Genomic DNA, 24,426 nt, shown 5'->3' on the forward strand with positions numbered 1-24,426 from the left:
GGGCCTTATTGGGTCGAGCCCGGTTTCTTCGGCGACACGCCCTGCTGCGCGCGGTTGCGCAGCTGCGGCTTGCCGGCGCGCGGCGCGTTGCCCTTCGCCGGTGCGGCGAGCTTCGCGGCGCGTGCGGTGTCGGTCGATTCGTCGGCCGCCGCGAACGACGCGGCCGCTGCGGCGCCTTCCGGCTTCCACACCTGACCGATCGCGAGCGACTTCAGCTTCTTGCGGCCGCCGTACCAGAGGTTGACGATCCCGCGCGAGAAGAACACCGCGGAGAACATCGACGTCAGGATGCCGAGGCAGTGCACGATCGCGAACGCGCGGACCGGGCCCGAGCCGAACGCGAGCAGCGCAAGACCGGCGATCAGCGTCGTCACGTTCGAGTCGAGAATCGTCGCCCACGCATGCGCGTAGCCGGCCTGGATCGCGAGCTGCGGCGGCTGGCCGGCGCGCAGTTCCTCACGCACGCGCTCGTTGATCAGCACGTTAGAGTCGATCGCCATGCCGAGCGCGAGCGCGATTGCGGCGATGCCGGGCAGCGTCAGCGTCGCCTGCATCAACGACAGCACCGCGACCAGCAGCAGCAGGTTCACCGACAGGCCGATCACCGAGATCACGCCGAACAGCATGTAGTACGCGACCATGAACACGGCGATCGCGCAGAAGCCCCAGATCACCGAATGCACGCCCATCTTGATGTTGTCGGCGCCGAGGCTCGGGCCGATCGTGCGTTCCTCGATGATGTCCATCGGCGCGGCGAGCGAACCGGCGCGCAGCAGCAGCGCGAGGTCGGCCGCGGCCTGCGGCGTCGGCTGGCCGGTGATCTGGAAGCGGTCGCCCAGTTCCGACTGGATCGTCGCGACCGTCAGCACTTCGCCCTTGCCCTTCTCGAACAGCACCATCGCCATCGGCTTGCCGATGTTTTCGCGCGATACCGCGCGCACCGCGCGGCCGCCGGCCGAGTCGAGGCGGATGTTGACCGACGGACGCTGATGCTCGTCGAAGCCGGCCGACGCGTCGATGATGCGGTCGCCGGTGAAGATCACGTCCTTCTTCAACAGCACGGGCGCCTGGTTGCCCTGCGTGAACAGCTCCTCGCCCGGCGGCACGGGGTCGTTCGGGTTCGGATGCGTGTTGAGCGGATCGGCGAGGCGCGCTTCGAGCGTCGCCGTGCGGCCGATGATGTCCTTCGCCTTCGCGGTGTCCTGCACGCCCGGCAGCTCGACGACGATACGGTCGCTGCCCTGCTGCTGCAGGATCGGCTCGGACACGCCGAGCTCGTTCACGCGGTTGTGGAGCGTCGTCAGGTTCTGCTTGAGCGCGGCGTCTTCCACGGCCTTCTGCACGGCCGGCGTGAAGGTGCCGACCACCTGCGTGCCGCCGCCGCCGGGCTGGGTCGCCCATTGCAGTTCGGTGATCGACGCGGCGAGCGCCTTGCGGGCGTCTTCCGCCGTCTGCGCATCGCTGAAGTTGACGACGACCGATTGATCGACGCGGCTCACGCCGCCGTCGCGGATGTTCTTGTCGCGCAGCAGCGTGCGCGCGTCGGACGCGTCGGAGTCGAGCTTCTTCGTCAGCGCGCCCGTCATGTCGACCTGGAGCAGGAAGTGGACGCCGCCGCGCAGGTCGAGGCCGAGGTACATCGGCAGCGCGTGCAGTGCGGTCAGCCAGCGCGGCGACGCGCTCTGCAGGTTCAGTGCGACGACGTACTGCGGATCGTTCGGGTCAGCGTTCAGCGACTTCTGCAGCAGGTCCTTGACGCGCAGCTGCGTATCGGTGTCCTTCAGGCGCACGCGGATGTTCGCGTTGGTCGCCGTGTTCTCGAAGGTGACGTCGTCCGGCGTGATCTGCGCGGACGCGAGCGCCGATTCGACCTGGGTCAGCGTGGTCGAGTCGAGCTTGACCGTGGCCTTGCCGCTCGACACCTGCACCGCCGGCGCTTCGCCGAAGAAATTGGGCAATGTGTACAGAAAGCCGATGGCGAGCGCCACGACCATCACGACATATTTCCAGAGTGGGTAACGATTCATGAGGGGGCCGAACGGGTGGTTGGCATGAAAGCGTCGCGTCCGGCGCCGCGGCGGCCTGCGCGATCGGGCAGGCACGGCGCGGGGGGCCGGACGCTCGGTGAAGGGCTTACAGCGACTTGATCGTGCCCTTCGGCAGAATCGTCGTGACGGCGGCCTTCTGCACGGTGATTTCGGTGCCTTCGGCGATTTCGACGCCGATGTAGCCTTCGCTGACCTTCGTCACCTTGCCCACCAGGCCGCCGCTCGTGACGACTTCGTCGCCCTTGGCCATGGCCGCGAGCATGTTGCGGTGCTCTTTCTGCCGCTTCATCTGCGGACGGATCATGATGAAGTAGAGCACGGCAAACATCAGGATGAGCGGCAGGAAGCTCATCAGGCTCGATTCGGCGCCACCGGCACCTTGCGCGAACGCGTTGGAAATGAACGGCACGTTGGTCTCTCCGTAAGGGGAAGATCGAAAAATAAGCCGGATATTCTACCACCGGCCCCATGCGCAAACGGCGCGGCAAATGCGCTTTCGGATCAAGCTGTAAAAGCACGAACCGACGCCGTTGCGACTTGCGTGGAAAGCTAATTGTAATGTTTCTGCGACCTCGGCCGGCGATCGGATGGCAATAATGAGTACGCGTCCGATGTGACGGGCCGCCATGCGGCCCGCCGGCCCGTCAGTCGACGCCTCTTGCGCGATCCTCCGCGAAGCGCTGGCGGAACGCGTCGAACGTATGGGTTTCGATCGCTTCGCGGATCTCGCTCATCAGCTGCAGGTAGTAGTGCAGGTTGTGGATCGTGTTGAGTTGCGCGCCGAGGATTTCGCCGACGCGGTGCAGGTGATGCAGGTAGCCGCGCGAGAAGTTGCTGCACGTGTAGCAGGTGCAACTCGGGTCGAGCGGCTTCAGCGAATTCTTGTGCGTCGCGTTGCGGATCTTCACGTCGCCGAAGCGCGTGAACAGCCAGCCGTTGCGCGCGTTGCGGGTCGGCATCACGCAGTCGAACATGTCGACGCCGTTGGCGACGCCTTCGACGAGATCCTCCGGCGTGCCGACGCCCATCAGGTAGTGCGGCTTGTGCGCCGGCAGCTTCGGGCCGACGTGACGCAGCACGCGCATCATGTCCTCCTTCGGCTCGCCGACCGACAGCCCGCCGATCGCAAGGCCGTGGAAGCCGAGTTCCGACAGGCCCGCGAGCGACTCGTCGCGCAGGTCCTCGAACATCCCGCCCTGGACGATCCCGAACAGCGCGTTCGGGTTGCCGAGCCGGTTGAACTCGTCGAGCGAGCGCTTCGCCCAGCGCAGCGACATGCGCATCGAGTCGGCCGCTTCCTTGTGCGTGGTCGGCACGTTGTCGGTCGCGTACGGCGTGCATTCGTCGAACTGCATCACGATGTCCGAGTTCAGCACCTTCTGGATCTGCATCGACACTTCCGGCGACAGGAACAGCTTGTCGCCGTTGATCGGCGACGCGAACGTGACGCCATCCTCGGTGATCTTGCGCAGGTCGCCGAGCGAGAACACCTGGAAGCCGCCCGAATCGGTCAGGATCGGCTTGTTCCAGCCCATGAAGCCGTGCAGCCCGCCGTGTGCGTCGATCGTGTCGAGGCCCGGGCGCAGCCACAGGTGGAACGTGTTGCCGAGGATGATCTGCGCCTTGATCTCGTGCAGCTCGCGCGGCTGGATCGCCTTCACGGTGCCGTAGGTGCCGACCGGCATGAAGATCGGCGTCTCGACGACGCCATGGTTGAGCTTCACGCGGCCGCGGCGCGCGTGGCCGTCGGTCGTCAGCAGTTCGAATTCGAGCCCGTTGGCGGGGCGGGCGGGCGCGGCTTCGGGCGCGTGCGTATCGTGGGATGAACCTTCGGTCATCGTGGGGTGCTCCTGGCCACCGGAAAACAGTCCGGCGCGAGTTGGAAAATGCCGCCGCGGTAGCGGCGGCGGAAAGAACGGATGTGCGCCATCGTAGCGCGCGGCGCAGGCCGGCGGCGGTTCCGTGCCGAAGGCGCTGCGGCGGCCGTGCCGTGCGCCGGCCGTCGCACGTGCGGCGCCTTACGCGCCCGTCGCCTCCGGCGTATCGCGGCGCGTGAGCAGCATCGCGTCGCCGTAGCTGAAGAAGCGGTAGCGTTCCGCGATCGCGTGCCGGTACGCGGCGCGGATCGTCTCGACGCCCGCGAACGCGGACACCAGCATCAGCAGCGTCGACTTCGGCAGGTGGAAATTCGTGACGAGCCGGTCGACCACGCGGAAACGATAGCCGGGCGTGATGAAGATGTCGGTCTCGGCCTGCGTCGCGGCGAGCGGGCGGCCGGCGGCGTCGGCGTCGCGCGCCGCGGCTTCGAGCGCGCGCATCGACGTCGTGCCGACCGCGATCACCTTGCCGCCGCGCGCGCGCGTGGCCGCGATCTTGTCGACCAGCGACTGCGGCAGCTCGTACCACTCGCTGTGCATCTTGTGCTCGGCGATGTTCTCGACGCGCACCGGCTGGAACGTGCCCGCGCCGACGTGCAGCGTCAGCGTCGCGCGCTCGACGCCCATCGCGTCGAGCTTCGCGAGCAGCGGCTCGTCGAAGTGCAGGCCGGCCGTCGGCGCGGCGACCGCGCCCGGGTTGCTCGCATAGACGGTCTGGTAGCGCGTCTCGTCGGTCGCGTCCGGGTCGTGCTCGATATAGGGCGGCAGCGGCAGCCGGCCGTACTGCTCGATCAGCGTCAGGCACGGCGCGGGAAAGTGCAGCGTGAAGAACGGCTCGACGCGCTCGCCAACCGTCACGTCGAACGCATCCGCGAGCCGCAGCGTCGTACCGGCGCCCGGCGACTTGCTCGCACGAATCTGCGCGAGCGCCGTGTGGGTGCCCGTCACGCGCTCGACCAGCACCTCGATCCGGCCGCCGCTGGCCTTCTGGCCGAAGAAGCGCGCCTTCAGCACCTTGGTATCGTTGAACACGAGCAGGTCGCCGGGCGCGATGCACACGGGCAGGTCAGCGAAACGGCGATCGACGAGGCGCGCGGGTTCGGCGGCGCCGTCGACCTCGAGCAGGCGGCTCGCGGTGCGGTCGGGCAGCGCGGTTTGCGCAATCAGCTCGGGCGGCAGATTGAAATCGAAATCGGAAAGCGTGAACATGCGGGCTGGTTCGAAACGGCCGGCGGGCGTCGCCGGCAGGGCGGAAACGCGTAATCGGGGCGCGCGAGCCGCTATGATGGCGGGATGCGCGGCCTGGCCGGCGTCGTTCGTTCGGACGACGTGAAAGCCGCTATTGTACTTGCCTTGCGAAGCCTCCTCACGATCCGATGCCTGTGTCACCACGCCGTTCCGCCGCCGTTGCCGATTCCGCCGATCCGTTCGACACGGAGGCGGTCGCGTTACCGTCGCAGGGCGACGGCGCGCGCAGCGACGACGTGCGCGCCGCGCCATCGGCCGCGTCGCCGCGCCGCACCGGCCCGAAGCGCGGCGCCGACGGACGGCTCGCGCAGCCGGCGGCCGCCGCGCCCGACGCGCAGGGCGCCGACGCCGAACCGGAAGCCGGCGCCGCGAAGCGCGGCAGGAAAAAGGCCGCCGACAAGCCGGTGAAGACCGCCGACAAGCTCGCAAAGCTCGGCCTCACGCGCTCGATCGATCTCGTGCTGCATCTGCCGATGCGCTATGAGGACGAAACCACGCTCACGCCGATCGGCGAGCTGCTGCCCGGCGGCATCGCGCAGACCGAAGGCGTCGTGTTCGACAACGAAGTCGCCTACCGGCCGCGCCGCCAGCTCGTCGTGAAGATCCAGGACGACGACGGCGAGCAGCTCGTGCTGCGCTTCCTGAATTTCTACGGTTCGCAGGTCAAGCAGATGGCCGTCGGCCAGCGGCTGCGCGTGCGCGGCGACGTGCGCGGCGGCTTCTTCGGGATGGAGATGGTGCATCCGGCGGTGCGCGTGGTGGAAGCCGACGCGCCGCTGCCGCAGGTGCTCACGCCCGTCTACCCGAGTACGGCCGGCGTGTCGCAGGCCTACCTGCGCAAGGCGATCGAGAACGCGCTCGAACGCACGCCGCTGCCCGAGCTGCTGCCGCCCGAGATCGAGCGCGCGTACCTGAAGCCGCTCGACGTGCCGTCGCTCGCGGACGCCGTGCGGATCCTGCACCACCCGCGCGTCGATTCGGACGAAGCCGCGCTGATGGACGGCTCGCATCCGGCCTGGACGCGCATCAAGTTCGAGGAACTGCTCGCGCAGCAGCTGTCGCTGAAGCGCGCGCACGAGGAGCGTCGCACGCGCGCGGCGCCCGCGATGCCGCGCCGCGCCGCGAGCGATGCGGACGCGCTGACCACGCGCCTGTATGCGGCGCTGCCGTTCAGGCTGACCGGCGCGCAGTCGCGCGTCGTCGACGAGATCGCGCACGACCTCACGCTCGCGCATCCGATGCAGCGGCTGCTGCAGGGCGACGTCGGCAGCGGCAAGACGGTCGTCGCGGCGCTGGCGGCCGCGCAGGCGATCGATGCCGGCTACCAGGCCGCGCTGATGGCGCCGACCGAAATCCTCGCGGAACAGCACGCGCGCAAGCTGCGCGGCTGGCTCGAACCGCTCGGCGTGTCGGTTGCGTGGCTCGCCGGCAGCCTGAAGGCGAAGGACAAGCGCGCGGCGATCGAGGCGGCCGCGCTCGGCACCGCGCAGCTCGTGATCGGCACGCACGCGATCATCCAGGACAGCGTCGAGTTCGCGCGGCTCGGCCTCGTGATCGTCGACGAACAGCATCGCTTCGGCGTCGAGCAGCGGCTCGCGCTGCGCGCGAAGGCCGCCAACGCGGCGGACGGTGCGCAGGGCTTCCAGCCGCATCAGCTGATGATGTCGGCCACGCCGATCCCGCGCACGCTCGCGATGACGTACTACGCGGATCTCGAGGTGTCGACGATCGACGAACTGCCGCCGGGCCGCACGCCGGTGCTGACGCGCCTCGTCGGCGACGCGCGGCGCGACGAGGTGATCGCGCGCGTGCGCGAAGCCGCGCTGACGGGCCGCCAGGTGTACTGGGTGTGCCCGCTGATCGAGGAAAGCGAGACGCTGCAGCTGCAGACGGCCGTCGAGACCTACGAGACGCTCGCCGCCGCGCTGCCCGAGCTGAAGGTCGGGCTCGTGCACGGCCGGCTGTCGCCGGCCGACAAGGCGGCCGTGATGGACGCGTTCACGCGCAACGAAGTGCAGCTGCTGGTCGCGACGACCGTGATCGAGGTCGGCGTCGACGTGCCGAACGCGTCGCTGATGGTGATCGAGCATGCGGAGCGCTTCGGCCTCGCGCAGCTGCACCAGCTGCGCGGCCGCGTCGGGCGCGGCACCGCGGCGTCGGTGTGCGTGCTGCTGTACACCGGGCCGCTGTCGATCGCGGGCCGCGAGCGGCTGAAGACGATGCGCGAGACCACCGACGGCTTCGAGATCGCGCGACGCGACCTCGAGATCCGCGGCCCCGGCGAATTCCTCGGCGCGCGCCAGTCGGGCGCCGCGATGCTGCGCTTCGCGGACCTCGAAACCGACGGCTGGCTGATCGAACCGGCGCGCGAGGCCGCGGCGCGGCTGATCGCCGGTTATCCGGAGGTCGTCACGCAGCATCTGGCGCGCTGGCTCGGTGCGCGCGAGCAGTATCTGAAGGCTTGATCCCGCCTGACAGGGTCGGAACGGCGGCGCGGCCGGCTGCAGAGAAACTTGGCGAACCGGTCCCGAAGGGTGTATAAATTAAACCTATCGCTTGTATATACCTGATTGACCCACAATGACGCTGACTGAATTGAAATACATCGTCGCGGTTGCGCGCGAACGGCATTTCGGCCGTGCGGCCGAAGCGTGCTTCGTGAGCCAGCCGACGCTGTCGGTAGCGATCAAGAAGCTCGAAGACGAACTGAACGTGCAGATTTTCGAGCGCGGCGCGAGCGAAGTGAGCGTGACGCCGATCGGCGACCAGATCGTCACGCAGGCGCAGCGCGTGCTCGAGCAGACCTTCGCGATCAAGGAGATCGCGAAGCAGGGCAAGGACCCGCTGGTCGGCCCGTTCCGCCTCGGCGTGATCTACACGATCGGGCCGTACCTGTTGCCGACGCTGGTCAAGCAGATGATCCAGCGCGTGCCGCAGATGCCGCTGATGCTGCAGGAGAACTACACGCTGAAGCTGCTCGAACTGCTGAAGCAGGGCGAGATCGACGCGGCGATCATGGCGCTGCCGTTCCCGGAAACGGGGCTGATGGTGCGCCCGCTGTACGACGAGCCGTTCGTCGTCGCGCTGCCGGCCGGCCACCCGTGGGAGAAGCGCGACGAGATCGACGCGGAGGACCTGAAGCAGGAAACCATGCTGCTGCTCGGCAACGGCCACTGCTTCCGCGACCACGTGCTCGGCGTGTGCCCGGAGCTGATGCGCTTTTCGCAGACGGCCGACGGCATCCAGAAGACCTTCGAGGGCTCGTCGCTCGAGACGATCCGCCACATGGTCGCGAGCGGCGTCGGCATCACCGTGCTGCCGCGCATGTCGGTCGCCGAGGTCGGCCCGCGCGCGAACGGCCCCGATGCGGAGCTGCTGTCCTACGTGCCGTTCAACGAACCGGTGCCCGACCGTCGCGTCGTGCTCGTCTGGCGCAAGAGCTTCACGCGGATGCCGGCAATCGACGCGATCAGCGAGGCGATCGCCGCATGCGAGCTGCCGGGCGTCGCGAAGCTCGACATGCCCGCGACGATGAACTGAAGCGAAGGCGGCCCGGCGTCGCCGCAATGGGCGGGGTGTTGCAGCCCCGTTTATTTTTCCCTATTGCATAGATAAAATTAATTAAATTCGTATTATCGATAGCATCGAGTAGACTGGTTGCCATGGACTCAGCGCCGGCCGACGGCCGGCTCACACGCAGAATGCAAGCGTCAAAGGAGGATGTCATGATGCGATCGGTATTGCAGCGCGCGCGGCGGAACATCCTGCCGCACGAGCAGGTCGTCGATCGGGCCAGGGCCGCGGTTCGCAGCCTGCGTCCGATTGCGTTCGCGTACCTGGCGGACCGTGTGGTCGGCGCATGAGCATGTCGCCGCATGCCGGTCCGGTGTTCCCCCGCTTTACCGCGCCAAGCCATGAGGGAGCAACGCATGTCCAACAACCGGAGAACCGCACGCAGCGCCGGCATGCTACCTGCCGGCCGCCGCGAGCCACCGCATTTCGCACGCGGCTCGCGTCCACCCAGGATCCCGCGCGACATTCCGTAGCACGCACGAGGACCAACCGGTTCCGTTTCTTACCCCCGCAATGACTCTCCACGGACGGGGCCCGGCGCGACGCCGGGCCGTGCAGGTGGGGGGAACACGAGCAATCAAAGGAGAAAAACGCATGTCGACCGAATCGAAGTGCCCGTTCCATCAAGTCGCCGGCAGCGGCACGACGAACAAGGACTGGTGGCCGAATCAGCTGAACCTGAACGTGCTGCATCGGCACTCGTCGCTGTCCGATCCGATGGACGCGGATTTCAACTACGCCGAAGCGTTCGGCAAGCTGGATCTCGCCGCGGTGAAGCAGGACCTGCACGCGCTGATGACGATGTCGCAGGACTGGTGGCCGGCCGACTTCGGCCACTATGGCGGCCTGTTCGTCCGCATGGCCTGGCATAGCGCCGGCACGTACCGCACGGCCGACGGCCGCGGCGGCGCGGGCGGCGGGCAGCAGCGCTTCGCGCCGCTGAACAGCTGGCCGGACAACGTGAGCCTCGACAAGGCGCGCCGCCTGCTGTGGCCGATCAAGCAGAAGTACGGCCGCAACATCTCGTGGGCCGACCTGCTGATCCTGACCGGCAACGTCGCGCTCGAATCGATGGGCTTCAAGACCTTCGGCTATGCCGGCGGCCGCGTCGACACGTGGGAGCCGGACGACGTCTACTGGGGTTCGGAAAAGATCTGGCTGGAACTGAGCGGCGGCCCGAACAGCCGCTACTCGGGCCAGCGCGAGCTCGAAAGCCCGCTCGCGGCGGTGCAGATGGGCCTCATCTACGTGAACCCGGAAGGCCCGGACGGCAACCCCGACCCGGTCGCCGCCGCGCACGACATCCGCGAGACCTTCGCGCGCATGGCGATGAACGACGAAGAGACGGTCGCGCTGATCGCCGGCGGCCATTCGTTCGGCAAGACGCACGGCGCCGGCCCCGCATCGAACGTCGGCCCCGAGCCGGAAGCCGCGGGCCTCGAGCAGCAGGGCCTCGGCTGGAAGAGCACGTTCGGCACCGGCAAGGGCAAGGACGCGATCACGAGCGGCCTCGAGGTCACGTGGACGTCCACGCCGACCCGGTGGAGCAACGACTTCTTCAAGCACCTGTTCAGCTACGAGTGGGAACTGACGAAGAGCCCGGCCGGCGCGCACCAGTGGGTCGCGAAGGATGCCGGCGAGATCATTCCGGATGCGTTCGACCCGTCGAAGAAGCGTCGCCCGACGATGCTGACGACCGACCTGTCGCTGCGTTTCGATCCAGCCTACGAGAAGATCTCGCGCCGCTTCTACGAGAACCCCGACCAGTTCGCCGATGCGTTCGCGCGCGCGTGGTTCAAGCTCACGCACCGCGACATGGGGCCGCGCAGCCGCTATCTGGGCCCCGACGTGCCGGCCGAGGAACTGCTGTGGCAGGACCCGATCCCGGCCGTCGATCACAAGCTGGTCGACGACGCGGATATCGCGGCGCTGAAGGCGAAGGTGCTGGCGTCGGGGCTCACGGTGTCGCAGCTCGTGTCGACTGCATGGGCGTCGGCGGCGACGTTCCGCGGCTCGGACAAGCGCGGCGGCGCGAACGGTGCGCGCATCCGCCTGGCGCCGCAGAAGGACTGGGAGGTGAACCAGCCGGCCCAGCTCGCGCAGGTGCTCGAGACGCTGGAAGGCATCCGCAGCGCGTTCAACGGCGCGCAGACCGGCGACAAGCGCCTGTCGCTGGCCGACCTGATCGTGCTGGCCGGTGCGGCGGGCGTCGAGCAGGCCGCGAAGAACGCGGGCCTCGCGGTGACGGTGCCGTTCGCGCCGGGCCGCGCCGATGCGTCGCAGGAGCAGACCGACGTCGACGCGATGGCCGTGCTCGAGCCGGTCGCGGACGGTTTCCGCAACTACCTGAAGCGCAAGTTCACGGTGCCGGCCGAGGCGCTGCTGGTCGACAAGGCGCAGCTGCTGACGCTGACCGCGCCGGAAATGACGGTGCTCGTCGGCGGGCTGCGGGTGCTCGGCGCGAATGTCGGCGGCGCGAAGCACGGCGTGTTCACCGACCGTCCGGAAGCGCTGACCAACGACTTCTTCACGAACCTGCTCGACATGGGCACCGAGTGGAAGCCGGCGTCGGCCGACAACGACGTGTTCGAGGGGCGCGATCGCGCGACGGGCGAGCTCAAGTGGACCGGCACGCGCGTGGACCTCGTGTTCGGCTCGCACGCGCAGCTTCGCGCGCTGGCCGAGGTGTACGGCAGCGCGGATGCGAAGGAGAAGTTCGCGCGCGACTTCGTCGCGGCCTGGAACAAGGTGATGAACCTCGACCGCTTCGATCTCGCGCGAGCGCAGTAATGCAGTGATGCAGTAACGGGAAACGGCCGGTCGCACGGCCGGCCGTTTCCGCCCTTTGTAGAAGGAGTGACCACCATGACGCAGATGATGCTCGATATGCATGCCGCCTTCGCGGCGCCTGCGGTACGGGCGCCGCTTGCGATTGCGCAGCGCTTCGCCGGGATCGCGATCGTCGTCGGTGGCGCGGCCGTGCTGGCCGCGCAGGCGCTGCACGCGGTCGCGCCGGCCGCGGGCGGCTGAGCGCCGGCGCCGGCAAGCACACAGGTGCGTGTCGCACGGTGCGGCATGCGGGTTGCCCGACGCGCGGGCGTTTCGACATTTCGAACGAGGAGTCCGGAGATGGCCAGGAAAGGCAATGCAACGCAGATCAACATCGGCATCAGCGACAAGGACCGCAGGAAGATCGCGGACGGCCTGTCGCGCCTGCTCGCCGACACGTTCTCGCTCTACCTGAAGACCCACAATTTTCACTGGAACGTCACGGGGCCGATGTTCAACACGCTGCACCTGATGTTCGAAGAGCAGTACAACGAACTGTGGCTCGCGGTCGATTCGATCGCCGAGCGCATCCGTACGCTCGGCGTGGTCGCGCCGGGCACCTTCGCGGATTTCACGAAACTGTCGTCGGTGCCGCCCGCGGACGGCGTGCCGGGCGCCGAGGACATGATTCGCGAGCTCGTCGAAGGGCACGAGACGGTGGTGCGGACGGCGCGCGAGATCTTCCCGACGGCCGACGCGGCCAGCGACGAGCCGACCGCCGATCTGCTCACGCAGCGCCTGCAGACGCATGAAAAGACCGCATGGATGCTGCGCTCGCTGCTGGCGTAAACGCTCGGCCGCGCGGGCCGCTGGCGCAGCCGCGCGGTATCTGTCCCTTGATCGGCGCGCATCGCGGGCGGCCGGTGCGAAGCGGGGCAGGCGGCCCGTGCAGGCGCGCCGGCCGCCGGCTGCGAAGGGCGCCGACATGACGCGAGGCGCCGCTCGGCTCTAAAATGCCGGGGTTATCTTCCCGGTGCCTCGCCATGCTTGCCCGCTTTCCCCTGTATCTGCGGCTCGTCCGGATGGACAAGCCGATCGGCAGCCTGCTGCTGCTCTGGCCGACGCTCAATGCGCTGTGGATCGCTTCGGACGGCCACCCGCGCTGGCCGCTGATCGTGATCTTCGCGCTCGGCACCTTGCTGATGCGCTCGGCCGGCTGCGCGATGAACGACTATGCCGACCGCGATTTCGACCGGCACGTGAAGCGCACGGCCGACCGGCCGCTGACGTCGGGCAAGATCCACGCATGGGAAGCCGTCGCGATCGCCGTCGGGCTGTCGTTCCTCGCGTTCCTGCTGATCCTGCCGCTCAATACGCTGACGAAACAGCTGTCGGTGGTCGCGCTGTTCGTCGCGGGCACCTATCCGTTCATGAAGCGCTTCTTCGCGATTCCGCAGGCCTACCTCGGCATCGCGTTCGGCTTCGGCATCCCGATGGCGTTCGCGGCCGTGCAGGACACGGTGCCGGCGATCGCGTGGGTGATGTTGATCGCGAACGTGTTCTGGTCGGTCGCGTACGACACCGAATACGCGATGGTCGATCGCGACGACGACATCAAGATCGGCATCCGCACGTCGGCGCTGACCTTCGGCCGCTTCGACGTCGCGGCCGTGATGGCGTGCTATGCGGTGACGCTCGGCATCTACGTGTGGATCGGCCTGACGCTCGGCTTCGGGCCGCTCTACTGGGTCGGCTGGGCCGCGGCGGCCGGCTGCGCGGTGTATCACTACACGCTGATCAAGGACCGCGAGCGGATGCCGTGCTTCGCGGCGTTCCGGCACAACAACTGGCTCGGCGGCGTGCTGTTCGCCGGGATTGCCGCGCATTACCTGATGGCGGGAAGCTGAGCGGCGAACCGCACGGCCTTGCGCCGTGCGCGGCGTGCTGAAGCAAAGAAGCAAAAAAGCGGCCGAGGCCGCTTTTTTGTTGCCGGTGCCGGATGACGGCGTGTGCAGTCTGCGCGGCCGTCCGGCGCGGCGGGCGAAGCGTCGGCTCGCTTACGCGCGGCCGAGTTCGTCGCCCATTTCCTTCGCGCGCGCATCGGCCGCGAGCACGCCGCGCACGATCGCTTCCTTCACGCCCTGCGCGTCGAACGAACCGAGCGCGGCGGCCGTCGTGCCGCCCTTCGACGTCACGCGCTCGCGCAGCACGCCGGCCGGTTCGCCGGACTGCGCGGCGAGTTGCGCGGCGCCCGTGAAGGTCGCGACCGCGAGCGCGCGGCCCTGTTCGTCGTTCATCCCGAGGCGGCGCGCGGCTTCCTGCAGCGCTTCGATGAAATAGAACACGTACGCGGGGCCGCTGCCCGAGATCGCGGTGACGGCGTCGAGCTGCGACTCGTCGTCGAACCAGACGATCTCGCCGACCGCGCCGAGCACGTTCGACGCGAGTTCGCGACCCGCCGCATCGACGCCCGGCAGCGCGGCGAGGCCCGTCACGCCCATGCCGACGAGCGCGGGCGTGTTCGGCATCGTGCGCACGACGCGTGCGTAGTTGCCGAGCCAGCGCGACAGGTCCGTGCCGCGGATGCCGGCCGCGATGCTGATCACCAGCTGCGCGCCCAGGTGCGGCGCGAGCGCCTGCGCGACGTCCTTCAGCACCTGCGGCTTGACCGCCAGCACGATCGCGTCGTATTCGCCGAGCGTCGCGTCGATCGCGGCGCCGGTGCGGATGCCGAACTGCTGCGCGGCGCGGGCGCGCACGTCCTCGTTGACGTCGATGGCGTACAGGCCGTCCGCGGCGACGCCGCGCTTGATCAGGCCGCCGATCAGGGCCGCGGCCATGTTGCCGCCGCCGATGAATGCGATTTTCATAGTGTCGTGTCGGATTGAGCGAGTGAATGAAGGGGAAGGGCGCGCGTTCAGTGCGAGTAATCGCGCGCGCCGAAGATCGCGGTGCCGACGCGCACGATCGTCGCGCCCTCGAGCACCGCCGCGTCGAGGTCGGCGGACATGCCCATCGACAGCGTGTCGAGCGGTAGGCCGTCCGCGCGCAGCGCGTCGAACAGCGCGCGCAGTGCGCGATGCGGCGCGCGTTGCGCTTCGATGTCGGCCGCCGGTTCGGGAATCGCCATCAGCCCGCGCAGCCGCAGCGACGGCAGCGCGGCGACCGCGCGCGCGACGTCCGCGACGTCCGCCGGCGCGACGCCGCTCTTCGACGCCTCGCCGCTGATGTTCACCTGCACGCATACGTTCAACGGCGGCAGGTGGGCGGGGCGCTGCTCGGCGAGCCGCTGCGCGATCTTCAGCCGGTCGACCGAGTGGACCCAGTCGAAGCGCTCGGCGACGGCGCGCGTCTTGTTCGACTGCAGCGGCCCGATGAAATGCCATTCGAGCGACGCACGCAGATCGGCGAGCGACTCGATCTTGTCGACTGATTCCTGCACGTAGTTTTCGCCGAACGCGCGCTGGCCGGCTGCATGCGCGGCGCGCACGTCGTCGGCGGGAAAGGTCTTCGAGACGGCGAGCAGCGAGACGGTGGCGGGATCGCGGCCGGCCGCGCGGGCGGCGTCGGCGATGCGACGATGGACGGATTCGAGACGGGCGGCGAGATCGGACATGACGGACACGAATACGAGGCGCCTGCAAGGGCACCGACAAGGGCGCGGCAGCAGGCACGGAAGCGCACGCGCCGCGGCACGCGGCGCATCGATCCGCCCATTATACGGACGCGGCCGGGCGCGGCGTGCGAAGCCGACGGCCCGAATCCGGCCGCGCGGCCCGTATTCCGCCGGTGCACGCGCGTCGGCCGGCCGCACGCGGCTTCTAGCCGTACAGCAGGTGCTCGACGAGCTGGATCCAGTGCGCGACCGGAATCTGCGTGCCGCTTTGCAGGTGCGCGATGCAGCCGACGTTGCCGGACACGATCATCTGCGGTTCGAGCGCCTGCAGCGTCAGCAGCTTCTGCTTGCGCAGCCGGTACGACAGCGACGGCTGGGTCAGCGAATAGGTGCCGGCCGAGCCGCAGCACAGATGGCTGTCGGCCGGCAGGCGCACGTCGATGCCGAGCGTCTCCAGCAGCCGTTCGACGCGGCCGCGCGACTGCTGGCCGTGCTGCAGCGTGCACGGCGGATGGTAGGCGACCGTATGGATCGCGCGGCGCCGCGCGAGCGTCGCGAGCTCGGCTTCGAACGCGAGCAGCACGTCGGAGATGTCGCGCGTCAGCGAAACGATGCGTTGCGCCTTCTCCGCGTAGGCCGGATCGTCGCGCAGCAGGTGCGCGTATTCGAGCACCGTCGCGCCGCAGCCCGACGCGTTCATCACGATCGCCTCCGCGCCCTGTTCGACGAACGGCCACCACGCATCGATGTTGCGGCGCGCGTCGTCGAGCGCTTCGTCGTGGTAGTTCAGGTGCAGCCGGATCGCACCGCAGCAGCCGGCCTCCGGCGCGACGATCGTCTCGATGCCGAGCGCATCGAGCACGCGCGCGGTCGCGATATTGATGTTCGGCAGCATCGACGGCTGCACGCAGCCGCCGAGCATCAGCATCTTGCGCGGATGCGTGCGGTGCGGCCATTCGAGCAGGCGCGTGCGCGGCGGCACCTTGTCGCGCAGCCGTTTCGGCAGCAGCGGCCGCACGTGCTGGCCGAGCCGCATCACCGGCGAGAACAGCGCGGCATTCGGCACGAGGCTCGCCAGCACGCGGCGCACGAGCCGCTGCGACAGCGGGCGCTGCACCTGCGCCTCGACGTGCTTGCGGCCGATCTCGACCAGCCGGCCGTACTGGACGCCCGACGGACAGGTCGTTTCGCAGCTGCGGCAGGTGAGGCAGCGGTCGAGATGCTGCTGCGTGCTGCGCGTGACCTTCGCGCCTTCGACCATCTGCTTGATCAGGTAGATGCGCCCGCGCGGGCCGTCGAGTTCGTCGCCGAGCAACTGGTAGGTCGGGCAGGTTGCGGTGCAGAACCCGCAATGCACGCACTTGCGCAGGATCGCGTCGGCCTCGTCGCCGTCGGGCGTATCGCGGATGAAATCGGCGAGGTTGGTTTGCATCGGGGTTTCAGAGATCGGGGTAGAGCCGGCCGCGGTTGAAGATGCGCGCGGGATCGAACGCCGCCTTCAGCCCGCGGTGGATTTTCATCAGCGGTGCGGCGAGCGGCGTGAACACGCCCGCGCTGCGATCGTATGCATCGCCGGCGCGGAACAGCGTCGCGTGGCCGCCGGCCTGTTTCGCGCTCATGCGCACCGTCTGCGCGTCGGCGTCGGTGATCCACCAGCGCTGCGCGCCGCCCCATTCCATCAGCTGGGTGCCGGGCAGGTGCATCGGCTCGGTGATCGACGGCAGCGACAGGCGCCACAGCGCGAAGCCGGGCGGGATGCCGTTGAAGAACGGATCGGTGTGCTCGCGCAGGCCGGCCCAGAAGCGCTCGGCCTCGACCGCGTCGACGACTTCGCCGCCGAGCAGCGTCTTCGCCGATTTGACGGCCGCCTCGGCGCCCGACAGTCGCAGTACGAGCGTGCCGTTGCGCCAGGCGCTCGCGCTGGCCGGCAGCGGATGGCCGCCCCATTCGTTGAGCTTGCGCACCGCGTCGGTCGCGGTCATCTCGAATTTGAGCGTGACTTCGGCGACCGGCACCGGCAGCACCTTGATCGACAGGTCGAGCATCAGCCCGAGCGTGCCGAGCGAGCCGGCCATCAGGCGCGACACGTCGTAGCCGGCGACGTTCTTCACGACCTGTCCGCCGAAGCGCAGCGTTTCGCCGCGACCGTTCATCAGCGTGACGCCGAGCACGAAATCGCGCGGCGCGCCGCAGGTCGCGCGGCGCGGGCCCGCGAGGCCGGCCGCGATGCAGCCGCCGACGGTGGCCGCGCGGCCGAAGTGCGGCGGCTCGAACGGCAGCATCTGGCCGCGCTCGGCGAGGGCGGTTTCGAGTTGCGCGAGCGGCGTGCCCGCGCGGACCGTGACGACGAGCTCGGCCGGGTCGTACGACACGATGCCGTGAAATGCGCGCGTGTCGAGTATTTCGCCGTCGAGCGCCTGGCCATACCAGTCCTTGGTGCCGCCGCCGCGAATCCGCAGCGGCCGGCCGTCCGCGCTGGCCGCGCGGACGCGTTCGGCCCATTCGGCGACGATGTCGTCCTCTTCCATGTTTCGGTAGCTGCCTCGTCTTGTTGTTCGACCGATTGTACCGGGGTGGCGCGAATCCACATCGCGACTATCCCTAAGCCGCGTTCACCGGTGAAATGCGGCGCCGCCGGGGGAACGGCGGGGCGGGCAGCGGTGCGGGCGGCAGCGCGAGGGCAGCATCGCGCGTCGCCGGGCCGGCCGCGCGTTCAGAACCGCGGCAGGTCGGGGTGCGGCAGCAGCCCGCCGCGCACGTGCTGGCGGCCGTATTCGGCACAGCGCGCGCGGGTCGGGATGCCCTTGTCGGGGTTGAGCAGCGCCGGCGGATCAAAGGCGCGCTTCACGGCGAAGAACGCGTCGCGCTCCTGCGGCGAGAACTGTACGCACATCGAATTGAGCTTCTCGATGCCGACGCCGTGTTCGCCCGTCACGCTGCCGCCGAATTCCACGCAGCATTCGAGGATTTCGGCGCCGAACTGTTCGGCGCGATGCAGCTCGTCCGGGTTGTTCGCGTTGTACAGGATCAGCGGATGCATGTTGCCGTCGCCGGCATGGAACACGTTGATGCAGCGCAGTCCGTAGCGCGTTTCCAGCTGTTCGATGCGCGCGAGCAGCGGGCCGATCGCACGGCGCGGCACGGTGCCGTCCATGCAGTAATAGTCGGGCGAAATGCGCCCGGCGGCCGGGAACGCGTTCTTGCGGCCCGACCAGAAGCGCAGCCGCTCGCTTTCGTTGCGCGACACCTGGATGCGCGTCGCGCCGTGCTCGCGCAGCACGGCCGTCATCCGCACGATTTCCTCGGCGACTTCCTCCGGCGTGCCGTCCGATTCGCACAGCAGGATCGCCTTCGCGTCGAGGTCGTAGCCGGCGTGCGTAAACGTTTCGACGGCCTGCGTGGCGGGCTTGTCCATCATCTCGAGCCCGGCCGGAATGATCCCCGACGCGATGATCGCCGCGACGGCCTCGCCGCCCTTGACGACGTCGTCGAAGCTGGCCATCACGAGTTGCGCGGTCTGCGGCTTCGGGATCAGCTTCACCGTGACTTCGGTGACGATCGCGAACATCCCTTCGCTGCCGATCATCACGGCGAGCAGGTCGAGGCCGGGCATGTCGAGCGCGAGCGAGCCGAATTCGACGATTTCGCCGTCGCTCGTCACCGCGCGCACGCGCATCACGTTGTGCACGGTCAGCCCGTACTTGAGGCAGTGGACGCCGCCGGAGTTCTCCGCGACGTTGCCGCCGATCGTGCAGGCGATCTGCGACGACGGATCGGGCGCGTAGTACAGGCCGTACGGCGCGGCGGCGTCCGAGATCGCGAGGTTGCGCACGCCGGGCTGCACGGTGGCCGTGCGCGCGTACGGGTCGACTTCGACGATGCGCGTGAAGCGCGCGAGCGACAGCACGACGCCGAGCGCGATCGGCAGCGCGCCACCCGACAGGCTGGTGCCTGCGCCGCGCGGCACGATCGGCACTTCCATGCGGCGGCAGATCTGCACGATGCGCTGCACCTGCGATTCGGTTTCGGGCAGCGCGACCGCGAGCGGCAGTCGCCGATACGCGGACAGGCCGTCGCATTCGTATGGCGCGGTGTCCTCGTCGCGGTACAGCAGGCAGTGCGTCGGCAGTACGGCCATGAGTGCCTGCACGACTTCGCGCTGTCGCTGCGCGCGCATTTCGACGGACAGTTCGACGGGGGCGTTCATCGGGTCTCCTTTGTCGGCCGGAGTTAGCGCTTTAGCGCTTACTCCGGCCCCAGGCAAAGCGGAGGTCGGAGTTAGCGCTTCAGCGCCTGCTCCGGCCCCAGGCAAAGCGGAGGTCGGAGTTAGCGCTTCAGCGCCTGCTTCCGCCTGCCGCCGTTTCAGCACGCAAAGATCTTGCCGGGATTCATCAGGTTGCGCGGATCGAGCGCGAGCTTGATCGCGCGCATCGCGTCGATCGCATTGTCGCCGTGCTCCTTCGGCAGGAAGCGCATCTTGTGCAGCCCGACGCCGTGCTCGCCCGTGCAGGTGCCGCCCAGGCGCAGCGCGCGCTCAACGATCCGGTCGTTGATGCGTTCGGCCTCCTCGATTTCCTCCGGCTTGTCGGGGTCGATCAGGATCGCGACGTGGAAGTTGCCGTCGCCGACGTGGCCGACGATCGGGCAGGGCAGCGACGACGCGCGCAGGTCGACCTCGGTTTCCTCGACGCACGCGGCGAGCTGCGAGATCGGCACGCAGACGTCGGTCGTCACCGCGCGGCAGCCGGGCTTCAGCTGCAGCATCGCGAAATAGGCGTTGTGGCGCGCGGCCCACAGCCGGCTGCGGTCCTCGGGGCGCGTCGCCCATTCGAAGCCCTGGCCGCGGTTCTGCTCCGCGAGCGCCTGCACGAGTTCGGCCTGTTCCTTCACGCCGGCCTCGGTGCCGTGGAACTCGAAGAACAGCGTCGGCGCTTCGGCGAGCGTCAGATTCGAGTGGCGGTTGATCGAGCGCACCGCGAGCGAATCGACGAATTCGACGCGCGCGATCGGCACGCCGATCTGGATCGTCTCGATCACGGTGCGCACCGCGTCGCCCATCGACGGGAACGTGCAGATCGCGGCCGACACCGCTTCGGGCAGCGGATGCAGGCGCAGCGTGATCTCGGTGATCACGCCGAGCGTGCCCTCGGAGCCGACGAACAGGCGCGTGAGGTCGTAGCCGGCCGACGACTTGCGTGCGCGCGAGCCCGTCTTCACGACGCGGCCGTCGGCGAGTACGGCGCTCAGGCCGAGCACGTTCTCGCGCATCGTGCCGTAGCGCACGGCGTTGGTACCCGACGCGCGGGTCGCGGTCATCCCGCCGATGCTCGCGTCGGCGCCCGGATCGATCGGGAAGAACAGGCCGGTGTCGCGCAGCGCTTCGTTGAGCGCCTTGCGCGTGATGCCCGGCTCGACCGTCACGGTCAGGTCCTCGGCGTTGATCGACAGCACGCGGTTCATTTCCGACAGGTCGAGCGACACGCCGCCGCGCACCGCGAGCAGGTGGCCTTCGAGCGACGAGCCCGCGCCGTACGGAATCAGCGGCACGCCGTACAGCGCGCACAGCGACACGACCTCGCGTACGTCGTCCGCGCTGTGCGCGAACACGACGGCGTCGGGCAGTTGCGGGTCGAACGGCGATTCGTCGCGGCCGTGGTGGTCGCGCACGGCCTCGGCGGTCGACACGCGCTCGCCGAACGCGGCGCGCAGCGCATCGAGCATGGCGGGGGGAAGGGGACGGCGCGTGGCGGCCGGCGGGGCGGGGTGATTCACGGGTGTCTCCTGACTGCTTGTCGAACTGTCGGCCCATTCTACGCTGGAACGCCTGCTGCGGCCCCCGCCGCGGGCTGCGATAATCGCGAACCAGTGAACCCGGCCGCAGCGCGGCCGCGCAACAGAGGACATTCGCATGGGCAACCGCTTGAGCAAGATCGCCACGCGCACCGGCGACGACGGCACCACCGGCCTTGGCGACGGCCGCCGCATCGGCAAGGACGAGCTGCGGATCGCCGCGATCGGCGACGTCGACGAACTGAATTCGAACCTCGGCGTACTGCTCGCCGAGACGCTGCCCGACGACGTGCGCACCGCGCTCGTCACGATCCAGCACGACCTGTTCGACCTGGGCGGCGAGCTGTGCATCCCCGGCCACACGGTGCTCGACGACACGCATCTCGCGCGGCTCGACCGCTGGCTCGCCGACTACAACGCGACGCTGCCGCCGCTGAAGGAATTCATCCTGCCGGCCGGCTCCCGCGCGGCGTCGCTCGCGCACGTGTGCCGGACGGTGTGTCGGCGCGCCGAGCGCGCGATCGTTGCGCTCGGCCGGCAGGAAACGCTCAATGACGCGCCGCGGCGTTACGTGAACCGGTTGTCGGACCTGCTGTTCGTGCTTGCGCGCGTGCTGAACCGCGCCGACGGCGGCTCGGACGTGCTGTGGGAGCGCGGCCGCGTGCGCTGACGCGGACGGCCGATTTTCCGCGCTGCGACAATTTGCCCGGGGGGCCTGCATTTTTAAAGATGTATCGTATTCGCATGTTTAACGGAGAACGAACATGACCCCCATTACCGCTGACCAGATGGCTCGCGTGAAGGCCACTGCCCCTGTCCTCGCCGTGCACGGTGCGACGATCACGAAGCATTTCTACCAGCGCATGTTCGCGCGCCATCCGGAACTGAAGAACCTGTTCAACCAGACGCACCAGAAGACCGGCAGCCAGCCGGAGACGCTCGCGAAGGCCGTCTACGCGTATGCGGCGAACATCGACAACCTCGGCGCGCTGGGCGGCGCCGTGACGAAGATCGCGCACAAGCACGCGAGCCTGAACATCCGCCCCGAGCATTACCCGATCGTCGGCGAGAACCTGCTCGCGTCGATCGTCGAGGTGCTCGGCGACGCGGTCGATGCCGACACGCTCGAAGCCTGGCGCGTGGCTTACGGCCAGCTCGCGCAGATCCTGATCGGCGCCGAGGCCGACCTGTATGCGGGCGCCGCGTGGAGCGGATTCCGTCCGTTCAAGGTCGCGCGCAAGGTGCGTGAAAGCGACGAGATCACGTCGTTCTACCTGGTGCCGGCCGACGGCGGCGCGGCGCCGACGTTCGAGCCGGGCCAGTACGTGACGGTGAAGCGCTTCGTCGGCGACCTCGGCGTCGACCAGCCGCGCCAGTACAGCCTGTCCGACGCGCCGCACGGCAAGTGGCTGCGCATCTCGGTGAAGCGCGAGTCCGGCAATGCGGAAGCGATTCCGGCCGGCAAGGTGTCGACGCTGATGCACGACGGCGTCGAGGAGGGCGCGATCGTCGAGGTGACCGCGCCGATGGGCGAATTCTCGCTGAAGCGCGGCGTCGACACGCCGGTCGTGCTGATCTCGGGCGGCGTCGGCCTCACGCCGATGATGTCGATGGCTTCGACGCTGATCGCCGACGGCAGCCGGCGCGAAGTGCGGTTCATCCATGCGTGCCGCTCGGGCGCGGTGCACGCGTTCCGCGACTGGCTGAACGATGCGGCGCGCACGCACGCGAACGTGACGCGCACGGTGCTGTACGAGCAAGTCGGCCCGAACGATCGCGTCGGCGTCGATCACGACCTCGAAGGCCGCCTGACGCCGGAACGCGTGAAGGAATTCGCGCTGGTGCCGGATGCCGACTACTACATCTGCGGCCCGATCGCGTTCATGAAGGCGCAACGCGATGCGCTGGTCGCGCTGGGCGTCGCGCCGGAGCGCGTGAATACGGAGATTTTCGGTTCGGGGGCGCTCGAGTAAGCGAGCGGCGGTCGGCTTGACCGAAAGGACCCGGTGCGGGGGAATGCGCCGGGTCTTTGTTTTTGTGGCGGCGCCGCGCTTTCCCCGTCTGGCCGAGCCGCACGGCATTCGCCCGGCCGATTCGAACACGCGTTGCGGGCGGCATGCACTTGCCGCCCGCTGCGTGCCGCGTCAGTTCCCGCTGCCTCGCACGACGCGTCGCGCCTTGACCGATTCCGCGAGCCCTTCGAGCACCTTCACGCTGTCGTCCCAGGAGATGCACGCATCGGTGATGCTCTGGCCGTAGGTCAGCTCGCAGCCTTCCTTCAGGTCCTGGCGACCCTCGACGAGGTGCGACTCGACCATCACGCCGACGATGCGCGCGTCGCCCGCCGCGACCTGGCGGCCGATGTCCGCGCACACGGGGATCTGGTTCTCGTGCTTCTTCGAACTGTTCGCGTGGCTCGCGTCGATCATCAGGCGCGCGGCGAGGCCGGCCTTGCCGATGTCCGCGCACGCGGCGTTCACGCTTTCCGCGTCGTAGTTCGGCGCCTTGCCGCCGCGCAGGATCACGTGGCAGTCCTCGTTGCCGGCCGTCGACACGATCGCCGAGTGGCCGCCCTTCGTCACCGACAGGAAATGGTGCGGCTGCGACGCGGCCTTGATCGCGTCGACCGCGATCTTCACGTTGCCGTCGGTGCCGTTCTTGAAGCCGACCGGGCACGACAGCCCCGACGCGAGCTCGCGATGCACCTGCGATTCGGTCGTGCGCGCGCCGATCGCGCCCCACGAGATCAGGTCGGCGATGTACTGCGGGCTGATCATGTCGAGGTACTCGGTCCCGGCCGGCAGCCCCATCTCGTTGATCTGCAGCAGCAGCTCGCGCGCGGTGCGCAGCCCTTCGTTGATCTTGAAGCTGTTGTCGAGGTGCGGATCGTTGATCAGCCCCTTCCAGCCGACCGTCGTGCGCGGCTTCTCGAAGTACACGCGCATCACGATTTCCAGCTCGCCCTTGAAGCGCTCGCGCTCCTTCACCAGCCGCCCCGCGTATTCGATCGCCGCCTTCGTGTCGTGGATCGAGCACGGCCCGATCACGACAATCAGGCGGTCGTCCATCCCGTGCAGGATCCGGTGCATCGCTTGCCGCGCGTTGTAGATCAGTTCGGACGCGGCTTCGGAGCACGCGAATTCGCGGATCAGGTGGGCGGGCGGCGTGAGTTCCTTGAGTTCGCGAATGCGGACGTCGTCGGTATTGTGCGGGGGCATGCTGTTTCTCCTAATTCTGGGGGCCGTCCGGGTGGTGCGCGTGCGGCAGATTCATCAATTCAGGCAATTCAGTGGTTTCGGTCGGGGCGTGGACCGCTGCGGCGGCGACCGGCTGGCGAAGGGCGAAAAAAAACCGCCGGGTTCGCCGGCGGTTTTTTCGGGAATTTCGGTTGCGCTTTACGCGCCATCAACCCTCTCGATCCGCCAGCGGTCTGAGATGCCAAAAAAAGTAAAAGTAAAACTTGGCGGACATGACGGAGATTCGGTTCGTCGAAAAAGTTGATTCG

General features: G+C 68.6%; 20 protein-coding genes. 9 read left to right on the forward strand and 11 right to left on the reverse strand.

All coding sequences use genetic code 11. From position 1 onward, the window contains the following. Window positions 1–5 precede the first annotated feature (5 nt). The 4 genes from secD to queA form a co-directional block, all read right to left on the reverse strand. Complete coding sequence (gene secD / locus WS57_RS21065) at window positions 6–2,027, reverse strand: protein translocase subunit SecD (protein WP_069244789.1); 2,022 nt, start codon at window positions 2,025–2,027, stop codon at window positions 6–8. A 106-nt stretch (window positions 2,028–2,133) separates the two neighbouring features. Continuing rightward, entirely contained in the window at window positions 2,134–2,457 is a 324-nt protein-coding gene (gene yajC / locus WS57_RS21070; protein ID WP_006401647.1) for a preprotein translocase subunit YajC, read from the reverse strand. A 235-nt stretch (window positions 2,458–2,692) separates the two neighbouring features. Further along, a complete protein-coding gene (gene tgt, locus WS57_RS21075; protein WP_069244790.1) occupies window positions 2,693–3,886 on the reverse strand; it encodes a tRNA guanosine(34) transglycosylase Tgt in 1,194 nt (397 codons plus the stop codon). Window positions 3,887–4,066: 180 nt separating this feature from the next. Next, window positions 4,067–5,134 carry a tRNA preQ1(34) S-adenosylmethionine ribosyltransferase-isomerase QueA gene (queA, locus tag WS57_RS21080; RefSeq protein ID WP_069244791.1) on the reverse strand — a complete coding sequence of 356 codons (1,068 nt, stop codon included), beginning with the start codon at window positions 5,132–5,134 and terminating at the stop codon, window positions 4,067–4,069. 167 nt (window positions 5,135–5,301) lie between these two features. Here queA and recG point away from each other — a divergent pair, with 167 nt between their 5' ends. The 6 genes from recG to ubiA all read left to right on the forward strand — a co-directional run bounded on the left by recG (window position 5,302) and on the right by ubiA (window position 13,422). Further along, window positions 5,302–7,638 (forward strand): ATP-dependent DNA helicase RecG, encoded by a 2,337-nt coding sequence (recG, locus tag WS57_RS21085; RefSeq protein WP_059513091.1) that lies wholly within the window; start codon window positions 5,302–5,304, stop codon window positions 7,636–7,638. A gap of 115 nt (window positions 7,639–7,753) precedes the next feature. Then, the gene (locus tag WS57_RS21090; RefSeq protein WP_009689274.1) at window positions 7,754–8,713 is read left to right on the forward strand and encodes a hydrogen peroxide-inducible genes activator; all 960 of its coding nucleotides are present in this window, start codon (window positions 7,754–7,756) and stop codon (window positions 8,711–8,713) included. Between the two features lie 627 nt (window positions 8,714–9,340). Continuing rightward, window positions 9,341–11,536, forward strand: coding sequence for a catalase/peroxidase HPI (katG, locus tag WS57_RS21100; protein WP_009689272.1), 2,196 nt, complete (start codon window positions 9,341–9,343; stop codon window positions 11,534–11,536). A 75-nt stretch (window positions 11,537–11,611) separates the two neighbouring features. Beyond that, the gene (locus tag WS57_RS37665; RefSeq protein WP_009689271.1) at window positions 11,612–11,776 is read left to right on the forward strand and encodes a hypothetical protein; all 165 of its coding nucleotides are present in this window, start codon (window positions 11,612–11,614) and stop codon (window positions 11,774–11,776) included. A gap of 99 nt (window positions 11,777–11,875) precedes the next feature. Further along, window positions 11,876–12,364, forward strand: a complete 489-nt coding sequence (locus tag WS57_RS21105) for a Dps family protein (protein WP_059513090.1) — start codon at window positions 11,876–11,878, stop codon at window positions 12,362–12,364. A gap of 194 nt (window positions 12,365–12,558) precedes the next feature. Further along, a complete protein-coding gene (gene ubiA / locus WS57_RS21110) occupies window positions 12,559–13,422 on the forward strand; it encodes a 4-hydroxybenzoate octaprenyltransferase (RefSeq protein WP_040126676.1) in 864 nt (287 codons plus the stop codon). 150 nt (window positions 13,423–13,572) lie between these two features. Here the strand turns inward: ubiA and proC are convergent, their stop codons facing one another. The 6 genes from proC to WS57_RS21140 form a co-directional block, all read right to left on the reverse strand. Further along, a complete protein-coding gene (gene proC, locus WS57_RS21115; RefSeq protein ID WP_059513088.1) occupies window positions 13,573–14,385 on the reverse strand; it encodes a pyrroline-5-carboxylate reductase in 813 nt (270 codons plus the stop codon). A gap of 47 nt (window positions 14,386–14,432) precedes the next feature. Then, window positions 14,433–15,131: a YggS family pyridoxal phosphate-dependent enzyme gene (locus WS57_RS21120; RefSeq protein ID WP_059603976.1), complete on the reverse strand. Its 699-nt coding sequence runs from the start codon at window positions 15,129–15,131 to the stop codon at window positions 14,433–14,435. A gap of 205 nt (window positions 15,132–15,336) precedes the next feature. Then, the gene (gene glcF / locus WS57_RS21125; RefSeq protein WP_040126678.1) at window positions 15,337–16,563 is read right to left on the reverse strand and encodes a glycolate oxidase subunit GlcF; all 1,227 of its coding nucleotides are present in this window, start codon (window positions 16,561–16,563) and stop codon (window positions 15,337–15,339) included. 7 nt (window positions 16,564–16,570) lie between these two features. Next, a complete protein-coding gene (gene glcE, locus WS57_RS21130; protein WP_040126679.1) occupies window positions 16,571–17,659 on the reverse strand; it encodes a glycolate oxidase subunit GlcE in 1,089 nt (362 codons plus the stop codon). 185 nt (window positions 17,660–17,844) lie between these two features. Further along, window positions 17,845–19,338 (reverse strand): FAD-linked oxidase C-terminal domain-containing protein, encoded by a 1,494-nt coding sequence (locus WS57_RS21135; RefSeq protein WP_040126680.1) that lies wholly within the window; start codon window positions 19,336–19,338, stop codon window positions 17,845–17,847. 155 nt (window positions 19,339–19,493) lie between these two features. Then, window positions 19,494–20,903 (reverse strand): FAD-binding oxidoreductase, encoded by a 1,410-nt coding sequence (locus tag WS57_RS21140; RefSeq protein ID WP_069244792.1) that lies wholly within the window; start codon window positions 20,901–20,903, stop codon window positions 19,494–19,496. Between the two features lie 136 nt (window positions 20,904–21,039). Here WS57_RS21140 and WS57_RS21145 point away from each other — a divergent pair, with 136 nt between their 5' ends. Continuing rightward, window positions 21,040–21,591, forward strand: a complete 552-nt coding sequence (locus WS57_RS21145; protein ID WP_009692418.1) for a cob(I)yrinic acid a,c-diamide adenosyltransferase — start codon at window positions 21,040–21,042, stop codon at window positions 21,589–21,591. Window positions 21,592–21,685: 94 nt separating this feature from the next. Further along, window positions 21,686–22,894 carry an NO-inducible flavohemoprotein gene (gene hmpA, locus WS57_RS21150; RefSeq protein WP_069244793.1) on the forward strand — a complete coding sequence of 403 codons (1,209 nt, stop codon included), beginning with the start codon at window positions 21,686–21,688 and terminating at the stop codon, window positions 22,892–22,894. Between the two features lie 171 nt (window positions 22,895–23,065). Here the strand turns inward: hmpA and aroG are convergent, their stop codons facing one another. Then, on the reverse strand, window positions 23,066–24,139 hold the full coding sequence (gene aroG, locus WS57_RS21155; protein ID WP_040126683.1) for a 3-deoxy-7-phosphoheptulonate synthase AroG: 1,074 nt from the start codon (window positions 24,137–24,139) through the stop codon (window positions 23,066–23,068). Between aroG and WS57_RS37195 the strand changes: the two genes are divergently transcribed. Beyond that, entirely contained in the window at window positions 24,138–24,422 is a 285-nt protein-coding gene (locus WS57_RS37195; RefSeq protein ID WP_167361736.1) for a hypothetical protein, read from the forward strand. The two genes, aroG and WS57_RS37195, sit on opposite strands and share 2 nt — an antisense overlap. Window positions 24,423–24,426: the final 4 nt, after the last annotated feature.

The sequence above is a fragment of the Burkholderia pseudomultivorans genome, assembly GCF_001718415.1.
GTDB lineage: Bacteria > Pseudomonadota > Gammaproteobacteria > Burkholderiales > Burkholderiaceae > Burkholderia > Burkholderia pseudomultivorans_A.